Source organism: Gordonia sp. PS3, from assembly GCF_041950545.1.
In the GTDB taxonomy this organism is placed as follows: Bacteria; Actinomycetota; Actinomycetes; order Mycobacteriales; family Mycobacteriaceae; genus Gordonia; species Gordonia sihwensis.
In genome coordinates this window covers 3,595,406-3,612,183 of sequence record NZ_CP169524.1, presented here as the reverse complement: position 1 = coordinate 3,612,183, position 16,778 = coordinate 3,595,406, and the positions used below count along the sequence as shown (strand labels likewise).

At 69.7% G+C, this 16,778-nt stretch carries 9 protein-coding genes; 3 read left to right on the top strand and 6 right to left on the bottom strand.

All coding sequences use genetic code 11. The features are described from left to right. Window positions 1-26 precede the first annotated feature (26 nt). The 4 genes from ACE11G_RS16760 to thpD form a co-directional block, all read right to left on the bottom strand. Window positions 27-3,407 carry an arabinosyltransferase domain-containing protein gene (locus tag ACE11G_RS16760; RefSeq protein ID WP_375003153.1) on the bottom strand — a complete coding sequence of 1,127 codons (3,381 nt, stop codon included), beginning with the start codon at window positions 3,405-3,407 and terminating at the stop codon, window positions 27-29. Continuing rightward, the gene (locus ACE11G_RS16755; RefSeq protein ID WP_375003151.1) at window positions 3,404-6,739 is read right to left on the bottom strand and encodes an arabinosyltransferase domain-containing protein; all 3,336 of its coding nucleotides are present in this window, start codon (window positions 6,737-6,739) and stop codon (window positions 3,404-3,406) included. The genes ACE11G_RS16760 and ACE11G_RS16755 overlap by 4 nt, the downstream gene beginning before the upstream one ends. Before the next feature lie 180 nt (window positions 6,740-6,919). Continuing rightward, on the bottom strand, window positions 6,920-10,240 hold the full coding sequence (locus ACE11G_RS16750) for an arabinosyltransferase domain-containing protein (protein ID WP_375003149.1): 3,321 nt from the start codon (window positions 10,238-10,240) through the stop codon (window positions 6,920-6,922). Between the two features lie 88 nt (window positions 10,241-10,328). Further along, window positions 10,329-11,270, bottom strand: a complete 942-nt coding sequence (gene thpD / locus ACE11G_RS16745) for an ectoine hydroxylase (RefSeq protein WP_375003147.1) — start codon at window positions 11,268-11,270, stop codon at window positions 10,329-10,331. Window positions 11,271-11,391: 121 nt separating this feature from the next. Between thpD and ACE11G_RS16740 the strand changes: the two genes are divergently transcribed. From ACE11G_RS16740 to ACE11G_RS16730, 3 genes are all read left to right on the top strand, one after another. Further along, entirely contained in the window at window positions 11,392-11,841 is a 450-nt protein-coding gene (locus ACE11G_RS16740; RefSeq protein ID WP_375003145.1) for an acyl-CoA thioesterase, read from the top strand. Window positions 11,842-11,851: 10 nt separating this feature from the next. Continuing rightward, window positions 11,852-12,307 (top strand): type II 3-dehydroquinate dehydratase, encoded by a 456-nt coding sequence (aroQ, locus tag ACE11G_RS16735; RefSeq protein WP_346077407.1) that lies wholly within the window; start codon window positions 11,852-11,854, stop codon window positions 12,305-12,307. A gap of 259 nt (window positions 12,308-12,566) precedes the next feature. Continuing rightward, the gene (locus tag ACE11G_RS16730; protein WP_375003143.1) at window positions 12,567-14,048 is read left to right on the top strand and encodes a DEAD/DEAH box helicase; all 1,482 of its coding nucleotides are present in this window, start codon (window positions 12,567-12,569) and stop codon (window positions 14,046-14,048) included. A gap of 25 nt (window positions 14,049-14,073) precedes the next feature. Here the strand turns inward: ACE11G_RS16730 and ACE11G_RS16725 are convergent, their stop codons facing one another. Together ACE11G_RS16725 and ACE11G_RS16720 are read right to left on the bottom strand one after the other, a co-directional pair. Continuing rightward, window positions 14,074-14,820 carry an MBL fold metallo-hydrolase gene (locus tag ACE11G_RS16725; protein ID WP_222111337.1) on the bottom strand — a complete coding sequence of 249 codons (747 nt, stop codon included), beginning with the start codon at window positions 14,818-14,820 and terminating at the stop codon, window positions 14,074-14,076. A gap of 4 nt (window positions 14,821-14,824) precedes the next feature. Then, window positions 14,825-16,777, bottom strand: coding sequence for an arabinofuranosyltransferase (locus ACE11G_RS16720; protein ID WP_006897104.1), 1,953 nt, complete (start codon window positions 16,775-16,777; stop codon window positions 14,825-14,827). Window position 16,778 lies beyond the last annotated feature (1 nt).

The following is a 16,778-nucleotide window of genomic DNA, read 5'->3' as shown; positions in this document are numbered from 1 at the left end:
TGCTCACCCCTCTCCCGAGCGGAGCCTCAGTAGCCCTTCGAGCGCATCGGCGCGGGGCTGTACAGTCCGCTCACCTGATGCGACCCGTGAACCATCTCGGCGGGCTCGGCGTCGACCACCATCGCGTACCGTTCCAGGCCGCCCCAGTCGCGGCCCCAGTTGTTGCGCAGGTACGTCGGCACCAGCGTGCCCTTGAGCAGTCCGTCGGTGATGCCGAGCGGACCGCCGTTGACGCCCGCCGACCAGGTCTGGCTGTTGCGCTTGGTGGCGTCGGCGTCGGGCATGATGCGCCAGTCCGGGATCTCGAGGATTCCGTAGCTGACGGCCATCGGCCTCTGGCACGGGAACACCAGTCCCGGCATCCAGTCGATGAACACCGGGTCGGTCCGCCCGACGACGTCGTTCAGGGTGCGCAGTGCGGGCACGCGCGGCGGCGTGAACGCCACCCATTCGTTGACCGCGGCGGCGTCGTCGAGCACGCTGAGCCGGACCACATCGGCGCGCGGCGGTGCGTCGGCGAACGCGAACCGCATGTTGCGCCAGTACTTCTGCTCCATCGCGTCCACCGGCGTCAGCGCCCGGCCCAGCGGGGTCACCCGGCCGTTCGCCTCCCGGCGGCCGAACTGTGCGGTCAGTTTCCGTCCGGGGGTGAGGGCGCCCAGGCCGTTCACCGCCTCGATCGAACCCGCCGCGGCGACGGTCAGCAGCGGTTTGTCGGCCGGGGCGCTGCCCGCCTCGAAGCCGAGGTCGTACCAGTCGGTGGTCACCGAGTTGACACCCGGCGAGCCGTAGCTGCCGAGCACCGGGGTGGTGGCCGGATCGAGGCCGTAGGGCAGCCGGACGGCGCTGGTGGGTGCCGTCGGCTCGGCGCCCACCGGATTCTGCTCGGTGTCGTCCGTGCCGTTGTCGGCGGTGTCCGCGGTCGCGGCGCCGCCCCCGGCGGTCGGGGGTGCGGTCGCCGGATCGGTGTCCTCGTCGGTTCCGTCCTTCTCCTCCAGCGGATCGATGAACGTTCCGGCCGGGATGCCGTCTCGAGTGAAGCCGACGTTCTGGCCTGAGAGGGCCGCGCGCGGCGTCGGCGCGGGATGTCCGTCGACGGCCGCCGGATGCAGAATCGCGGCATTCGGATCGTCCTCGACGAGGACGTCGTTGGCCAACCCGCACTCGTCGCCGGTGAGCGCGCGCACATTCGACTTGGCCCACGACCAGCTGTCGCGCTGCACCCAGGCGCCCTTGACGAAGGAGCCGAGCATGAAGACGACCAGCAGTCCGGCGATCACCGGCAACGGCGAGAACTTGAACCGAGCCAAGCCGGTACGGACGGTGCCGGTGCGGGTCGCCTCGTCGACGTAGTCGTCACGGAAGTGGTACCACAGACCCACCGCGGCGGTGAGAACGGCGAAGAAGAGCACGATCCAACTCAGCTTGATCCCGCCCAGGGCCACCGGGCGGTCCCACCAGGGAACGCCGTAGCTTCCGACGTACCACCACATGTTGGTGCCCGCCGCCGACACCGCCGTCACCAGCAACACGGCCGACGCGAAGAATGCGCGGTTGCGCCGCGAACGGAGCAGGGCCGGGGCCATCATCGCCGCCACGCCCGCACAGAGCGCCGCGCCGATACCCGCGTAGATGCCGAAATGGTGCGTCCACTTGGTCGGGGTGAAGGAGGTGAAGAACATCGTGCCGATGATGACGGCGACCAGCCTCCACATCGGAGCCCGCGCGATGCCCTGCGGCGATCGTCTCGACGCGAGCCGGAAGATCGCGATCACCAGCGCCAGGATCATCATCAGGATGCCGAAGCGGCGTGGGAAGGTGCCGTCGCCGGTCTGCAGGATCAGGTAGTAGTAGCGGACCGGTTCCTGCCACCACTGTTCGGTGGGGCCGACCTCGCCCGCCACCTTGTTGCCCTCCAGCAGCGGTGCGAGCGCCTGCGCGTAGAAGATCATGAACAGCACGGCCGTGCCCGCCGCCAGCAGCGGCGCGATCATCGGGAGCAGTCCGTCGCGCCTGCGCCGGTCGACGATCGTCTTGACGATCCCGCGCAGGCCCGCCACCAGGGCGGCCGCCGCCATCAGACCGCCCGGCGCGAGAGCCAGGGTGAAGGCCGCGGCGATCGCGGCGATCGCGTAGGGCAGCAGCCGCCGAGTGGCGATCGCGCGCTCCACGCAGCACCAGGTCAGCAGCGCGCCCACGGCTTCGGCCGGTTCCGGGCGGATGCCGTTGTTGTACGGCATCCAGATGGTGAGGAACACCATCGCGCCGGTCCAGACGGCCGCCGAACTGTTGCGCACCGACCGACCCAGCCGGGGGATCACCTCCCGGCTGATGAGCCACCAGCCGAGCAGACCGAGCAGCAGGCTCGGCAGACGCAGCCAGGGGGTGGCGACCGAGATGTGCGTCATCCACGACAGGACTTGGAAGTGCCAGCCGAACGGGTCCTGCGGGACGCCGAAGTACCGGAAGTAGTTGTCGGCGTAGCCGGCCTCGCTCGTGATCCGGGCGACGGTGATGTTGTAGCCGTCGTCGGAGGTGTTGCCGCCGATCAGCCACCACACGGCCAGGACGAGGAAGACGGCGACGTCGGGGCCTCGGATGGTGAACCATCCGGCGGGGAGGAACCGCTTGTGCCCGCGGCCGTCCCGTGCGTCGAGCACCCCGAGCGCCAGCAACGACAACAGTGTCGCGATGATGCCGACGATGATCGCCGCCAGCTTGAGCGGCGTGGGGGAGTTGACGAAGCGGGTGTCGACGGTCGCGTTCAACGACAGACCGTCGCGTGAGACGTCACGGGGCAGATCGGAGAACACTCCGAGGATCTGCGGCCGCATGTCCGGATCGTCGGTGCGGTAAGACGTGCTGTCGCCGGGCGCGACACCCTCGATCGATGCGGTGACGCCGTCGCCGTCGCCCGTCATCACGAAGCGGCAGCCGGGGTCGCTCTGCGCCGCGGCGCGGTCAGTCGAGAGCAGCACCACGTCGCGCACGATCATGCTGATCGACTTGTCGGTGGCGCGGACGAACAACCCGCGCGCGGTGGCCTGACGTCCCTGTCTGGGCACGGTCGACATCAGGACGCCGCCGTCGGCGGGCAGACTCCGGGCCAGTGAACACGGCACGGAGACGTCCATCGAGGTCGGGACGTACGAGACCATCGGCGCGGTGACGTTGGTGACCGCGTCGTTCTGCGGCCAGTGCAGCTCCGACGTCTTCTGATCGATCGGCAGGATGGGCGTCAGCGCCGCGAGCACGAAGCCGAGCAGACCGGCCACCGCGGCGACCAGCTTGGCGTTGCGGTAGTCGCGCGTCTTCAGCCGACGCAGGCGGCCGGTCGCTCCGGCCTCGGCGGTCTGCGGAGAATCGTTCACGGTCACCGTTTCTTCATTCCCGTCACGCTCGGTCATTTACTCGGCTCCACCCGGATCGACCCGGTTCGCGTCCAGCCCCAGCTGCGCACCGGATCGGTGACGACGGCGGCGGGGACCGCGCCCGGACTGAGCGGGAACTCCTTCTCCAGCGAGCCCCAGTCCTGATGCCAGTCGTCGCGCAGATACGTCGGGACGGTGACTTGCGACGTGGTGCCCTCGGTGACGGCGAGCAGACCGCCCGAATTGGCGGCCATCCAGGTCTTCGACTGGGAGTTGGCCGTCACGTAGTCGGGCAGGATGCGCCAGTCGGGGACCTCGGCCACACCGTGCCGGATCGCCAGCGGTCGCTGGCACGGGAAGTGCGCGGCCACCGGGAAATCGATCAGCACCGGTGCGGTGGAGCCGACCAGCTCCTGCAGGGTCTGCAACTTGGGGGCGCGCGGCGGCGTGATGCCGATGAATTGCATCGGGCCCAGGTTGGTGTCGGCCAGCACCAGGCGCATCACCTCGGCCTGCGGCGGCACCTGCGTCATCGGAACGCGTAGGTTGCGCCACGGCCGGTTGGGAATCACCGGTCCGGGATCGATCGGAACGACCTCCGGGCCCACTTGCACGAACGAGCCGCCCGGGCCCTTCTTGCCGAACTGGACCACCAGCTTCTGTCCGAAGGTCGGCACGCCGTCGGCGTCGATGGTCGAGACCGCGCCCGCGGTGGCGAAGGCGATCAGCGGCGACGCGTCGCGCGCCGGGAGCTCGTACCAGCCGGTCGTCAGATGTGCGTTGGCGTTGTACCCGTAGCTGCCCAGCACCGGGGTGGTCTTCGGATCGAGACCGAAGGGCAGCAGCGCCGTCGAGCCGTTCACCGTCTTCGGGCCGACGCCTCCGGTGGTGCCGGCGCCGAGACCGCCGATGATGGCGAAGGGCTTGGAGGTGGAACCGCCCACGTGCATCTGACCGGCGCGGGAACTGCGGGTGTCCGGAGAGAGGTCGTCGGGGATGCCGTCCGGGGTGAACCCGACCGGATCGGCGCCGGTGAGCGCGGCGGTCGGCGACGCGCCACCGGCCGGGGTCAGCATGTTCGCGTTGGGATCGGGTTCGGCGAGAACCTGATCGGCCATACCGCAGGTGTTCCCGGTCAGCGCGTCGACGTTGTTGGAGGCCACGGTCATCGCCGGGTGACGGATGACCACGGCGCGGCCGAAGGCCAGGATGGTGGCCACCACCATCAGGGAGGCGATCACCAGGAGCGGCGTGGACGCGAGGGCGATCCGGCGCTTGTCGGCGGGGCTGTCCGGGACGCCCTCGGCGTGATGGGCGAGCCCCTTGTTGGCGACGTAGTCGTTGCGCAGATGCAGCCAGAGGGTGACGGCGACGGCCACCACGGCCAGCGCGAGCAGGATGGTGGAGACCTCGAAACCGGCGGCCACCGGTGCGATGTTGAACCACGGGATGCCCAGGTTGTACGCGTACGGCCAAGCATTGGTGCCCGCGGCCGCCGCGGCGAGTGCGAACAGCAGTCCCGCGGTCAGCGCGGACAGATTCCGCAGCGAACGGGCGCCGCTCTGTGCGATCGCGATCGCCGCGAGCGCGGCGAGGGCCGATCCGAGACCGGTGAGCACGCCGAACTGGATCGTCCACTTGGTGGGCGTGCCGAACAGCAGCAGCAGGGTGACGCCGAAAGCGCCGATCATCCGCCAAGCGGGCGAGGTGGCGACGCCCTTGACGCCGCCTCGGCGCAGGAGCACTGCGGCGACCAGGAACGCGGCGACGAATGTCAGCAGTACCGGGATCCGGCGGGCGAGCGCGCCGTCGGGGGTGCCGACGGACAGGAAGTAATAGCGCAGGAACTCCTGGTGCCACGGCACGATGGGGCCCGTCTGGTAACGGATCTTCATGGCCTCCAGCACGGTCATCAGCGTCTGGTCGCGGAACACGACGACGGCGACGACGGTCCCGGCGGCGGCGATGGGAGCCAAGAGTGCGAGCAGTCCCGATTCGCGCCGGCGGTCGATCAGAACGTGCAGCATCGGGCGTGCGGCGACGAGGAGGATCGCCACACCGACCACGCCCTGGGGCGCGAGTGCGAGGGTGAGTCCGGCAACGGTCGCGGCGAGTGCGGCGGGCAGGATCCGCCTGCGGGTGATGGCCGACTCGGTGGCCCACCAGGTGAGCAGCGAACCGAGGACGATGATCGCCTCGCCGCGCAGACCCGAGCAGAAGGGCAGCCAGAAGGCGAGGAAGACCGCGCCGGCCGTCCACTCGGCCCATGCGTTCCTCGCGACGGCCTTGCCGAAGTGGGGGAGCACCACGCGCGAGAGGATCAGCCACGACGCGACGCCGGCGACGAGCTGCGGAATGTGCATCCACAGGATGGTCGGAGAGACCTTCGCCCAGAGGGCGAGGAAACTGTAGTACCAGTCGAACGGTGCCTCGGCGATGCCGTAGAACCGGTAGTAGTTCGACATGTAGCCGGCCTCGCCCGCGGTGCGGCCCATGTTGAGGATGTAACCGTCGTCGGGAGCGCCGGCGCCGAGGAAGGTCCACAGCAGCAGCACGCCGCTGACGACCAGGTCGGAGACCTTGGGACGCAGTCGCGACAGCCGGGAGCCGCTTCGTGCGATGAGGGCGCCGGTGTGGCCGTGGATGCGGTCGAGGCACCAGAGTGCGAACAGCGCGACGAGAGTCGCGAGCACGGCGATCACCATCGCGGCGATCTTGGCCGCCGAGGCGTGGCTCTCGTAACGGTCGTCGATGACGATTCGGGAGCGGATTCCGTCACCCGCGGCCTTCACCTGCGCGGCGGTGAGCGAGGTGAACAGGCCGTCGATCTGCGGGCGCGTATCGGGTTCGAGGATCTTCGCCGGACCGAGACCGACGAACTGCGCCCCCGTCGCGGTCGCGGAGGAGAAGATGTGCAGACGCTCGCATCGACCCGAGGCGATCTCGCCCCGATCGGCGACTGCGGCCAGATTGCTGCGGAACAGAACCGACACCGCGGAATCGGTAGCGGTGACCGTGAGGGCCTTGCTCGCGGCCTTCTGCGCGCCGGGCGGCATCGTCGACAGCACGGTGGTCTTGCCTGCGGGTAGCTGCGCGAGGACGCGGCAGTCGAGGGTGATGTCGACGTCCTGGGCGGTCTGCGCGATGAGCGGCGCGACGACAGACGGGTTGTCGGGATTCAGTGACTGTCCCTGCGGCCAAGAGATGGTGGCCGACGTGGTCGCCACGGGCAGAAGCGGAGTCACGGTCGCAGCCACCACGGCGATGAGGCCCGCCACGATGGCGACCCATCGCGCGGTCGACGCCGTCAGCGGGCTCGAAGGACGGTCGGGCTCGGCGTCCGGCGGAGTGGGAGTCGGGTCTGGCACGCCCTATGACGTTAGTCGACCGGGCTCGGAACGGCCCAAACGTGCCGCGGGGCGTCACATCCGCCCGTTATCCGCCCTTTGTCCCGTGCGGTGGTGGCCTGTTCCTCGTCACCTCTTCTCGGCGCCTCTGTTCTCGGCGCCTCTGGTCTCGTCAGGATCCCGCGTATCCGGCTCCGGGTGTCAGTAGCGGATCGGCGCGGGACTCCACAGTCCGCTCCGTACCTTCTCGCTGTAGTCGATCTGGGCGGGCACCGCGGCGTCGTACGGCGTATAGCGTTCGAGAGCTCCCCAGTCGCGGCCGATGTCGTCGCTCAGGTAGGTCGCGACGGTGTCGGCGCGCTGCGACACCTCCAGCCAGCCGAGCGGTCCGCCGCCCAGGGCTCCCTGCCATGCGCTCACTGCGGCCAGGTCGGCGCCGGGACGGACCCGCCACTTGGGGATCTCGGCGACGCCCGCATGGAAGTCGAACGGGCGCTGGCACGGCACCACCAGACCCGAGGTCCAGTCGACGTGTGTGGGGTCGGAGCTGCCGACGGTCTGCTGCAGCGTCGTCATCTCCGGCAGTCGCGGCGGCGTGACCACGATGAAATGGTCCTTCGCGAGGTCGTTGTCGGTGGCGACGATGCGGACCGCGGTCAGATCGTCGGGCAGCGACGCGGTGTCGATCCGCACGTTCCGCCACGAGGGCCGCGGTCCGGGGTCGATGAGGCCGATCGAGCCCGTCGACTCGATCGCATCGTCCTTGATCCCCGGCGTCAGGCGGGCGTCGGTGTACTCCAGCCGCAGATTCCGCGACGGGAACACGCCCGCGGCAGACAGGGTGATCAGCGGGCGGCTCTTGTAGTCGGCGGGCAGCCGGTACCAGCCCGAGGTCAGCGACGACGGCGTCTGCTCGTCGGCGTCGTAGCTGCCCATCACCGGCGTGCGGGCGGGGTCGAGCTCGAACGGGAGCTGGGCGTGGCTTCCGTTGACGCCCGCGGTCTCGGTGGTGCCGCCGCCGGTGCCCCCGCTGTTCGCGATGAGCAGATCGGGGTCGTAGGCGGCGTCCCGGGCCAGAACTCCGAGCGAACCCGAAGAGGCCTTCGTCTCCACCTCGTCGGGGATGCCGTCCGGCGTGAAACCGGTGGTCGGACCGTTGTCGGAATCGGAGTGCGTCGGCGACCCGGCGAGCGGGTCGGCCAGCGAGGCGTCGACCGGTGTGAGCTGGAAGCGACTCGGATCGGTCTCCACCAGGACTTTGTCGGCCATCGCACACGGACGGCCGGCGAGGGCGGCGAAATTCGATCGCGGCACCGAGAAGGAGTCGCTCTGATGGACTCCCGCCATCGCGGCGGTCGCGATGAGGAAGACCACCAGGACGCCCGCGACGATCCCGAGCGGGGCGGCGGCGATCACGTGGGTCGCGGCGCCGGCCGAGCGGCGCAGCCGTGACGGATGAGCGGGCGGAGCCGGGTGCGGATCGGTGCCGGTGAACGGTTCGCGGAAGTGGAACCACAACGCCAGGCAGAGCAGCGCCAGAGCCGCGTAGAGCAGGATGTCGCCGAGCGGGACGCCGGCGACCATGACCTGCGAGACGCCCCACGGCATACCCCACGCCGAGGCGTAGTAGTACGAGTTCGGTGCAGTCATCGCGAGCGCGGCGACGAACAGGACCAGCGCACCGAAGATCGTCCGATTGCGGCGCGAATGGGTGGCTTGACTGCTCGCGGCGATGGTGGCGAGGGCGGCCAGTGCGGCAGCCAGTCCGGCGAACACGCCGAAGTGATGCGTCCACTTGGTAGGCGTGAACATGAGGAACAGCAGCGAACCGAAGGTGATGCCGACGATGCGCCGCGCGGGTCCGAGTGCGGTTCCGGGAATGCGTGACTTGCGGATGAGGACCGCTCCGGCGACCGTCATGCCGAGCACCATCGCCAGAACCGCGAAGCGCCGGGCGATGCCGCCGTCGGCGGAGAACGCGAACAGCGACGAGTAGCGATCGATCTCGTTGTACCAGTTCAGTGACGGTCCGAGCGCGGTCTTCATCTTCGACGCCTCGCTGAACGCGCGCAGCGTGAGATTGGAGAAGACCACGAAGATCACGAAGGTGCCCGCGGCGGCGATCGGCGCGAGCAGTGCGGCGTAGGCCTGGAACCGGCCGCGGCCGGTGAGCGCGGCGACCTCGATCGCGCGGCGGCGCAGGGCCAGGAACATCGGGCGCGCACCTGCGACGAGGGCCGCGATCGCGAGCACGCCGGTGGGCCCGGCCGCGATGCTGAACGCGCCGGCCGCGCAGGCCACCGCGGCGGGGAGCAGCCTGCCGGTGGCGATGGCGCGTTCCACCGAACACCAGGTCAGCAGGGCGCCGAGGCAGATGATGGGCTCGGGCCGCAGGCCGTTGTTGAACGGGAACCAGGCGACCAGGAAGACCGCGGCGGCGGTCCACGGCACGGCGGGGCGGATGCGTGCGGCGCGTCCCAGCCGCGGTATCACCTCGTGACTGATGATGAGCCAGCTGACGATCCCGCAGGCGAGGGCGGGCAGCCGCATCCACGGGCTCGCGACGCTCACGTGGCTGAGGAGACCGAAGACCTCGTAGTACCAGCCGAACGGTGATTCGGGCGCGCCGAACCACCGGAAGTAGTTGGCGGTGTAGTCGCTGTTCTGGGCCACCCTCGACATCGTCATGAGGTAGCCGTCGTCGGAGGTGTTGGGCCCGATCATGTGCCAGACGGCCAGCAGCCCGATGACGGTGTAGTCGCGAGGGTTCAGCCGCCACCAGCGTGCCGGGAAGATCCGGCGGTGCCCGCGGCGGTCGGTGGCGTCGAGCCGGGCCAGCGCGGCCAGCGAGATGAGCGTGCAGAGCACTCCGACGACGATGGCGATCCACTTGGTGATCGTCGGCGCCGTGCTGTAGCGGGAATCGATCACCATGTGGGCATCGAGACCGTCGAGCGTCGACGCCGGGCCGGTGAGCTGGGTGAACAGCCCGGTGACCTGCGGACGCTGGTCGCCGCCGGGGATGTTGCCGGATCCGGTCGCGGCCTCGAGGGGCTCGCCGGATGCGGTGCGCAGGCCGGTGAAGGCCGCGCTGACCTCGTCGGAGGTGGCGCGGACCCGGATCTGTTCGCATGCGCTGGAGCGCACCTGCGACAACGGTGCCGACAGAATCGGAATGTTCCGGGTGACGACCTCCACGCTGGGGTTCTCCGAGCCGGTGACCCGCACGAACAGTCCGCGGTCGGTGGCCTTCGGCGCAGAGGGCGAGGTCGTCGAGAACAGCACTGTCTTTCCGGCGGGCAGGGAGCCGACCGCGGAGCACGGAATGTCGACGCTCAGGTTGATCGGTGCGTAGGAGAACAGCGGTGCCGAGACCGATTCCACGACGCCGTGCTGCGGCCAGCTCACTTCGGCGACAGTCTGCTTCACCGGGAGCAGCGGGGTGGCCAGAGCCAGGAGGACGCCCAGTGCGCCGGTGACGATCGCGGTTATCTGGGCGCGTCGGACGGTGAAAGCTGGCACAGGTCGTCATCCTAGCCCGGCGGTTCGCGGTGCCCGCCGCCCCGCCGCCGCGCGCACCGCCGGCCCGATCCGGGCCGGCGGCCGTTCCTCACGCGAACGGTGAATCCGCCAGCGGGGTCAGCGGAGTCACGTCGCGCTCGGCGAGATAGTCCGGCCGCGGTGCGGTGCCCCCGTACGGTTCGCGGGGCGCGTTCTCGACACTGTTGAACACGAGGAACACATTCGCCCGCGGGTAGGGCGAGATGTTGTTACCGGAGGCGTGCATCGAGTTCGAGTCGAAGAAGAGGCCGGCGCCGGCGGCGCCGGTGAACTGCTCGATGCCGTGTTCGTATCCGAGTTCGGTGATGGCGCTCGGCGAGGGGACGCCGACGCGCTGGTCCTGCAGGGACTCGTGGAAATGGCCTTCGGGCGTCTCGCCGATGCAGGGCACGAACGTCCGGTGGGCGCCGGGCATGAGCATCAGGCCGCCGTTGAACGGGAAGTTGTCGGTGAGCGCGATCGACAGGCTCACGGTGCGCGGCGCCGGCAGGCCGTCTTCGGCGTGCCAGGTCTCGAAGTCGGAGTGCCAGTAGAACCCCGTGCCTGCCATGCCCGGCATCGCGTTGATCCGCGACTGGTGGATGTAGACCTCTGAACCCAGGATCTGGCGGGCGCGGTCGAGGATCCGGGGTGTGCGGGCCAGGGCCTCGAAGACCGGGCTGACCCGGTGGACGCGGAAGATCGACCGGATGGCCCCGGACTCCCGTTCACGGATCAACAGTCCGCTGTCGGCGAGGTCGGCGTCGTCGGTCATCCGGTCGAACTCCGACCAGCACTCCTGCACCTGAGCCGGGGTCAACAGACCGTCTTCGATGTGGAACCCCTTGCGCTCGTACTCGGCGAGCGCCGTCGCCGGGAAGGGGCCGGGGGTGGCGCCCCAGACCGTCGGATCGGGCCGGGGAATGGTGTTGATGTCGTGGGTGGCACTGGCGTCGAGCCGCGAGGGGTAGCGGTCGTCGACGGCCTCGTGGGTGCTCCGCGCGGTAGTCAAGGAATCCTCCCTCCAATAGCGGCGGGCCGGACCGGCCCGCGTGTGATGGACCTCCTCCACCGTTACCAGAGTCGGGCGGCCGGTGGGTGAGGCAGTATCGGGAGAGCATCACATCGCCGAGATGCGAAAGGACCGACGATTGATCGCCTACCAGCACCGGGTTCGGTATCACGAGACCGATACGCAGACATTTCTCTTCAATGCGCGGTACATGGAACTCGCCGATGTGGCGATGACCGAGTGGTTCCGCGCGATCGGCCACCCGTATCCTGGACTACTGGACGACGGCCTCGACCCATCCGTGGTGAAAGCCGAGATCACCTTCTCCCGGCCCGCGAAGTTCGACGACGTGATCGACGTGGACGTGACGTGCCTGTCAGTGGGCCGGTCGAGTTTCTCCCTGCGGTTCGCGATGAGCAGGGGCGGGGAGCCGGTCAGCGAGGTGCGGCTGGTGTACGTGAACGTCGACACCGCGACTGAGCGGTCCCGCCCGCTGCCGGAGTCGGTCGCGCACACGCTGCGCGGTCTGGTGGAGCCGTCGCCCACGGCGGCGCACGGCGGCGCCGAGTAGAGTCCCAACCATGTCTGATGCCCCCGAGACTCCGCCGATTCTGCTGCTCAACGGCCCGAACCTGAACATGCTCGGGGTGCGTCAGCCAGAGGTCTACGGCGCGGACACCCTCGAAGACGTCGTCGAGTCGACCCGCCGGACCGCGGCCGAGTTCGGCCTGACGGTCCGGGCGCTGCAGACCAACCACGAGGGCGAGATGATCGACGCCGTCCACGCCGCCCGCGGCGAGATCGGCGGCATCGTCATCAACCCCGGCGGATGGACGCACACCTCAGTCGCGCTGGCCGACGCCCTCGTGGTGCCCGAGGTGCCGGTGGTGGAAGTGCACATCAGCAACGTGCACGCCCGCGAACCGTTCCGCCATCACTCGTACATCTCGCCGATCGCCGCGGGGGTGATCGTGGGCTGCGGAACCGCCGGATACGAGTTCGCGGTGCGCCGAATCGCCGCTCTCATGGGGCGCTGACCTGCTCGTTCACCGCTTATCGGTTCCGATGCCGTAGGATGGACGAGTCGGAGCGTGCTACTGCGCACGCTCGTTCATTCGGCGCAAATGCGCCGTGCGTCGTAGAACGCCTCCACGCAGACCCCGGATCCAACGCGGGTGCGTCGAACTTTCATACGGCGAACCGACACGCGCCCGCCGCGCGTGTTCGCCACCTGAATCCGCTCTGCGGCGCCTATGTGCCGTACGCGGATGCCCGCATGCAAAGGCTCCCACCTCCATGACCACATTCGCCGATCTCGGTGTGCCCGCCCCCATCGCCGACGCGCTCGCCGCCGAAGGCAAGGCCGAGGCGTTCCCCATCCAGGCGCGCACGCTCCCCGACACTCTCGCCGGCCGCGACGTCCTCGGCCGCGGCAAGACCGGCTCCGGTAAGACTCTCGCCTTCTCCGTGCCGCTGGTGACCCGCCTGGCCGGAGCCGGCGTGCGCCGCAAGCCCGGCCGCCCGACCGGACTGGTGCTGTCGCCGACCCGCGAACTCGCCACACAGATCGCCACCGCGATGGAGCCGCTGGCCTCGGCGGTGGGCCTGCGTGTCACCACCGTGTTCGGCGGTGTGAAGCAGACCCGCCAGGAGTCGGCGATGCGCGCGGGAGCCGACATCGTCGTCGCCTGCCCCGGACGTCTCGAGGACCTGATGCGACAGCGCATCGTCAGCCTCGACGACGTCCAGATCACGGTGCTCGACGAGGCCGATCACATGGCCGACCTCGGCTTCCTTCCGGTGGTGACCCGCATCCTGGCCGCCACCCCCGCGGGCGGCCAGCGGATGCTGTTCTCCGCGACGCTCGACAACGGCGTCGACAAGCTGGTGAAGCGATTCCTCTCCACGCCGGTGACGCATTCGCTGGAGGACGCGACCTCGCCGGTGGCGCAGATGACCCATCACGTGTTCCGCGTCGGCTCGGCCGCCGACAAGACCGAGTTGGTTCGCGAGCTCGCCTCGGGTACCGGACGGCGCATCCTGTTCACCCGCACCAAGCACCAGGCCAAGAAGCTGGCCAAGAAGCTGACCGCCGAAGGCGTGCCCGCCGTCGATCTGCACGGCAACCTGTCGCAGGCGCAGCGCGACCGCAACCTCGCCTCGTTCGCCGCACCGGACGGCTCCAAGGTCCTCGTCGCGACCGATGTCGCGGCGCGCGGCGTTCACGTCGACGGTGTGGAACTCGTCGTCCACGTGGATCCGCCGGCCGAGCACAAGGCGTACCTGCACCGTTCGGGCCGCACCGCGCGTGCGGGCTCGGCGGGCGACGTGGTCACCATCTGCCTGCCCGAGCAGTGGGGCGATCTCCGCAAGCTGCTGCAGAAGGCCGCGATCAAGGTTCCCGGCCAGCAGGTGACGGCGAAGTCGGATGTCGTCGACGAACTCGTGGGTGAGCGTGCGCCGTACCGCGAGGCGCCGCCGGTGGCGCCGCAGCAGTCGCAGCGGCAGGGCGGCGGCCAGGGGCGTCGCCGGTCGGGTCAGGGCTCCGGTTCCGCATCCGGCGGCGGTGCTCGCCGCGGCGGTTCGGGGCGGGGTGCTTCGGCTCGCGGCGGTTCGGGACGTCCGCGTTCCGGCAGCGCGGGCCACGGCGAGACGCAGCCGTCGCGCCCGGCCGCCAAGGCGGTCCACACGTCCTCGACGCCCAAGTCCGATGCGGGTTCGGCGGCCCCGCGCCGTCGTCGCCGCGCCAGTCGCCCGGCGGGCGCCCCGCGCGGCTGACGGTTCGCCTCGGGCCCGGCCGAGGCTATCGGCTCAGGGCCTGATCGACGAAGGTCGAGACCCGGCCGCACAGCATCGGGCCGTGGCCGGGCATCACGATCACCGCGTCGAGGTCGCGCAGTGCCGCGACGGATTCCTCGTTCGCGGGGACGTCGTGGGTGAAGACGTGGTCGAGGCACTGCGGTCCGCGGCGTTTGGTAGTGGGGTGAGCGCTGATCAGCGCGTCGCCCGAGATCAGCACCTCGCCGTCGCCCGCGAGGAAGGCGCTGTGCCCGCGGGTGTGCCCGTGGGTCGGCACCGCGGTCGGCGAGCCCGGCAGCAGCGAGAGGTCGCCGAGCGGCTGAGCGTCGCCGATGCCGGACTTGTCGAGGGCGCCCAGGCGCACCACGCCCTGCAGCCAGCCGAGGACCCGCGGACGATAGGCGATCGGAGCGATGGTCGACGCGTCCGCCTGCTCGAGGAACTCACGACGCGCATGCGGCACCTCCGCAGGGTCGGCGTAGACCGGGAACGACCGCGTCCGGCCGATCCGCGCCAGCCCGCCCAGATGGTCGATGTGCGCGTGGGTCAGCAGGGCCGCGTGAACCTCCGACAGGTCGCTGCCCACCCGACGCAGCGACTCGGCCACCGCGTCGGCGTGACCGGGATACCCGCCGTCCACCAGCGTGACGCCCTCATCGGACTGAAGGATCACCCAGTTCACATACTTCGTGTGCACCAGGTGCGTCTTGGCCGAACCGTGGTCGATGGTGGTGATGTCGAGGTCTGCCATGCGATCAGCTCTTCTTCACGACGAGAACGAACGGCCCGATCTCCGTCACGGTGAACGCCGGATCGTCGAAGGCCGCGGGGTTGAAGGTGACGGTATACCGCTTGACGTTCGGATCGTTGGGATAGACGTCCTCTGCGAGTCGCAGCGTGTACCCGTCCGGGCTGTAGCGGAACAGGAAGACGTTCGGCGGCCGCCACGGGCTGGTGCGGAGGTTGTCCTTCATCTCCTGCGGCGTCGACGCCTGTGACCACTTCTCGATCGTCGCCGCACGCTCGGTGAACTCTGCCAGCGGGTTCGCGTAATGCGAGGTCAACCCCTGGAATCCCCAGTACGGGTAGAGCGAGAGGAAACCGAAGTCGGCCGTCAGCACCACGTTGTCGGTGGCCGGCCGGCCCGTCTGGGCACGGATGGTCTCGTCGATCTTCGGGTAGTACGACTCGGCGCCGGGAGCGTGCTGATCGGCGCGCACGCCGCGGCCGTCGGTGTCGGTGTACGCGGTGGTGATCTCCACCGACAGCACCGACGGAATCTGCTGGGCGACGGCCAGCGCGGCGGCCGCCGCCACCACTCCGATCACGGTCCGGATGTCGCCGAATCGGGCGATCGCCGCCCGGCTGAGCCACACCACGCCGAACGCGCCGGCCGCGGCGAGGACGGCGGTGCTGACCGGCTCGAGGCGGAACGACAGCAGGGTGGTTCCCTTGGCCGTGAGGGCCAGCGACAGCAGCGTCAGTCCGACGACGCCGACGAGAGTGCACGCCATGCTCATCGCGATGGTGCGCCGGCGGCACTGCATCAGGATCCAGACGAAGCCGATCAGGCACAGCAGGCCGAGCAGGCTCACATGAAACATGGGCAGCGCGAGAATCGAACCGGACTCCGGCAGGTAGTGCTCGGCGCTGCCGCTCACCGCGACGTCGGTCCTGAACCGCTCGACGAGGTACGGACCCCACACGATGAGCGCGATGGCGCCGGCGAGCACCCCCATCACGACGAGCCGGATGAGAACCGCGACTATGCGGGGCCGTCGCTCCGCGGAGATCGTCTCGCGCGGCACCGTCTTGTTGCGCGGCAGCAGCCAGGCCTGCACCAGATAGACCAGCGCCATCAGCACCGCGGTGCCGGCGAAGAGCGCGGTGAACAGGGTGTACACGGTGGCGGAGAGGCCGATGAAGACGCCGCCCGCGATCACCGCGAGCCAACTCGTCTGCGACAGCGGCGTGGGACCGCCGGCCAGTCTCGACCGGCCTCGAAGCGCGTACGCGCACACCACGAGCATCGGGATGCCGACCAGGATGAGGGTGGCGGAATAGGGTTCGGGCGACGCGAACTGCAGGGTCACCAGGGTCACGGCGATCGAGACGGCGGTCCCGGCCGTCACCCCGACCATCCGGTTCCACAGGGCCGCGCCGAGTGCGGCGGCCACCGCGACCGACAGGATTGCCCACGGCTTGTAGGCCTCCCAGCCGGCCAACCCCAGGGTGTTCGCGTACCGGCCGCCGAGCCAGAACCAGGTCGCCGGATAGTACGGCGGCAGATCCGCGTAGGTCATGTCCGCCAGATGCGGGCTCGACGTCAGGCGCGTCAGATACTCGGTGCGGAACTGCTGATCGACGGACAGGCCGAAGAGATACAGCTTGGTGGCGCCGAGCGGCATGCCCAGCGTCACCGTCACCAGCCCGGCGGACGCGAACGCCGACAACAGCGAGGCCAGGATCCGCGAGCCGTAGCGCGACCACACCACGGCGACCACGGCGAGCAGCAGACAGGCCGTCTGCCCGAGCGTGGTCAGCGCCCGCGTGACATTGGAGGTGTTGAACGCAGGCCAGCCGACTGCGCCGATGATCTTGAGCCCGGCGAAGGCGATGACCGCCGCACCGAGGACCGCGCCGCCGAGTTCGACGACGTCACGGGTACGACCGGAGAGCCGGGGCCGGTCGGCAGCGGAGGTCTCCACC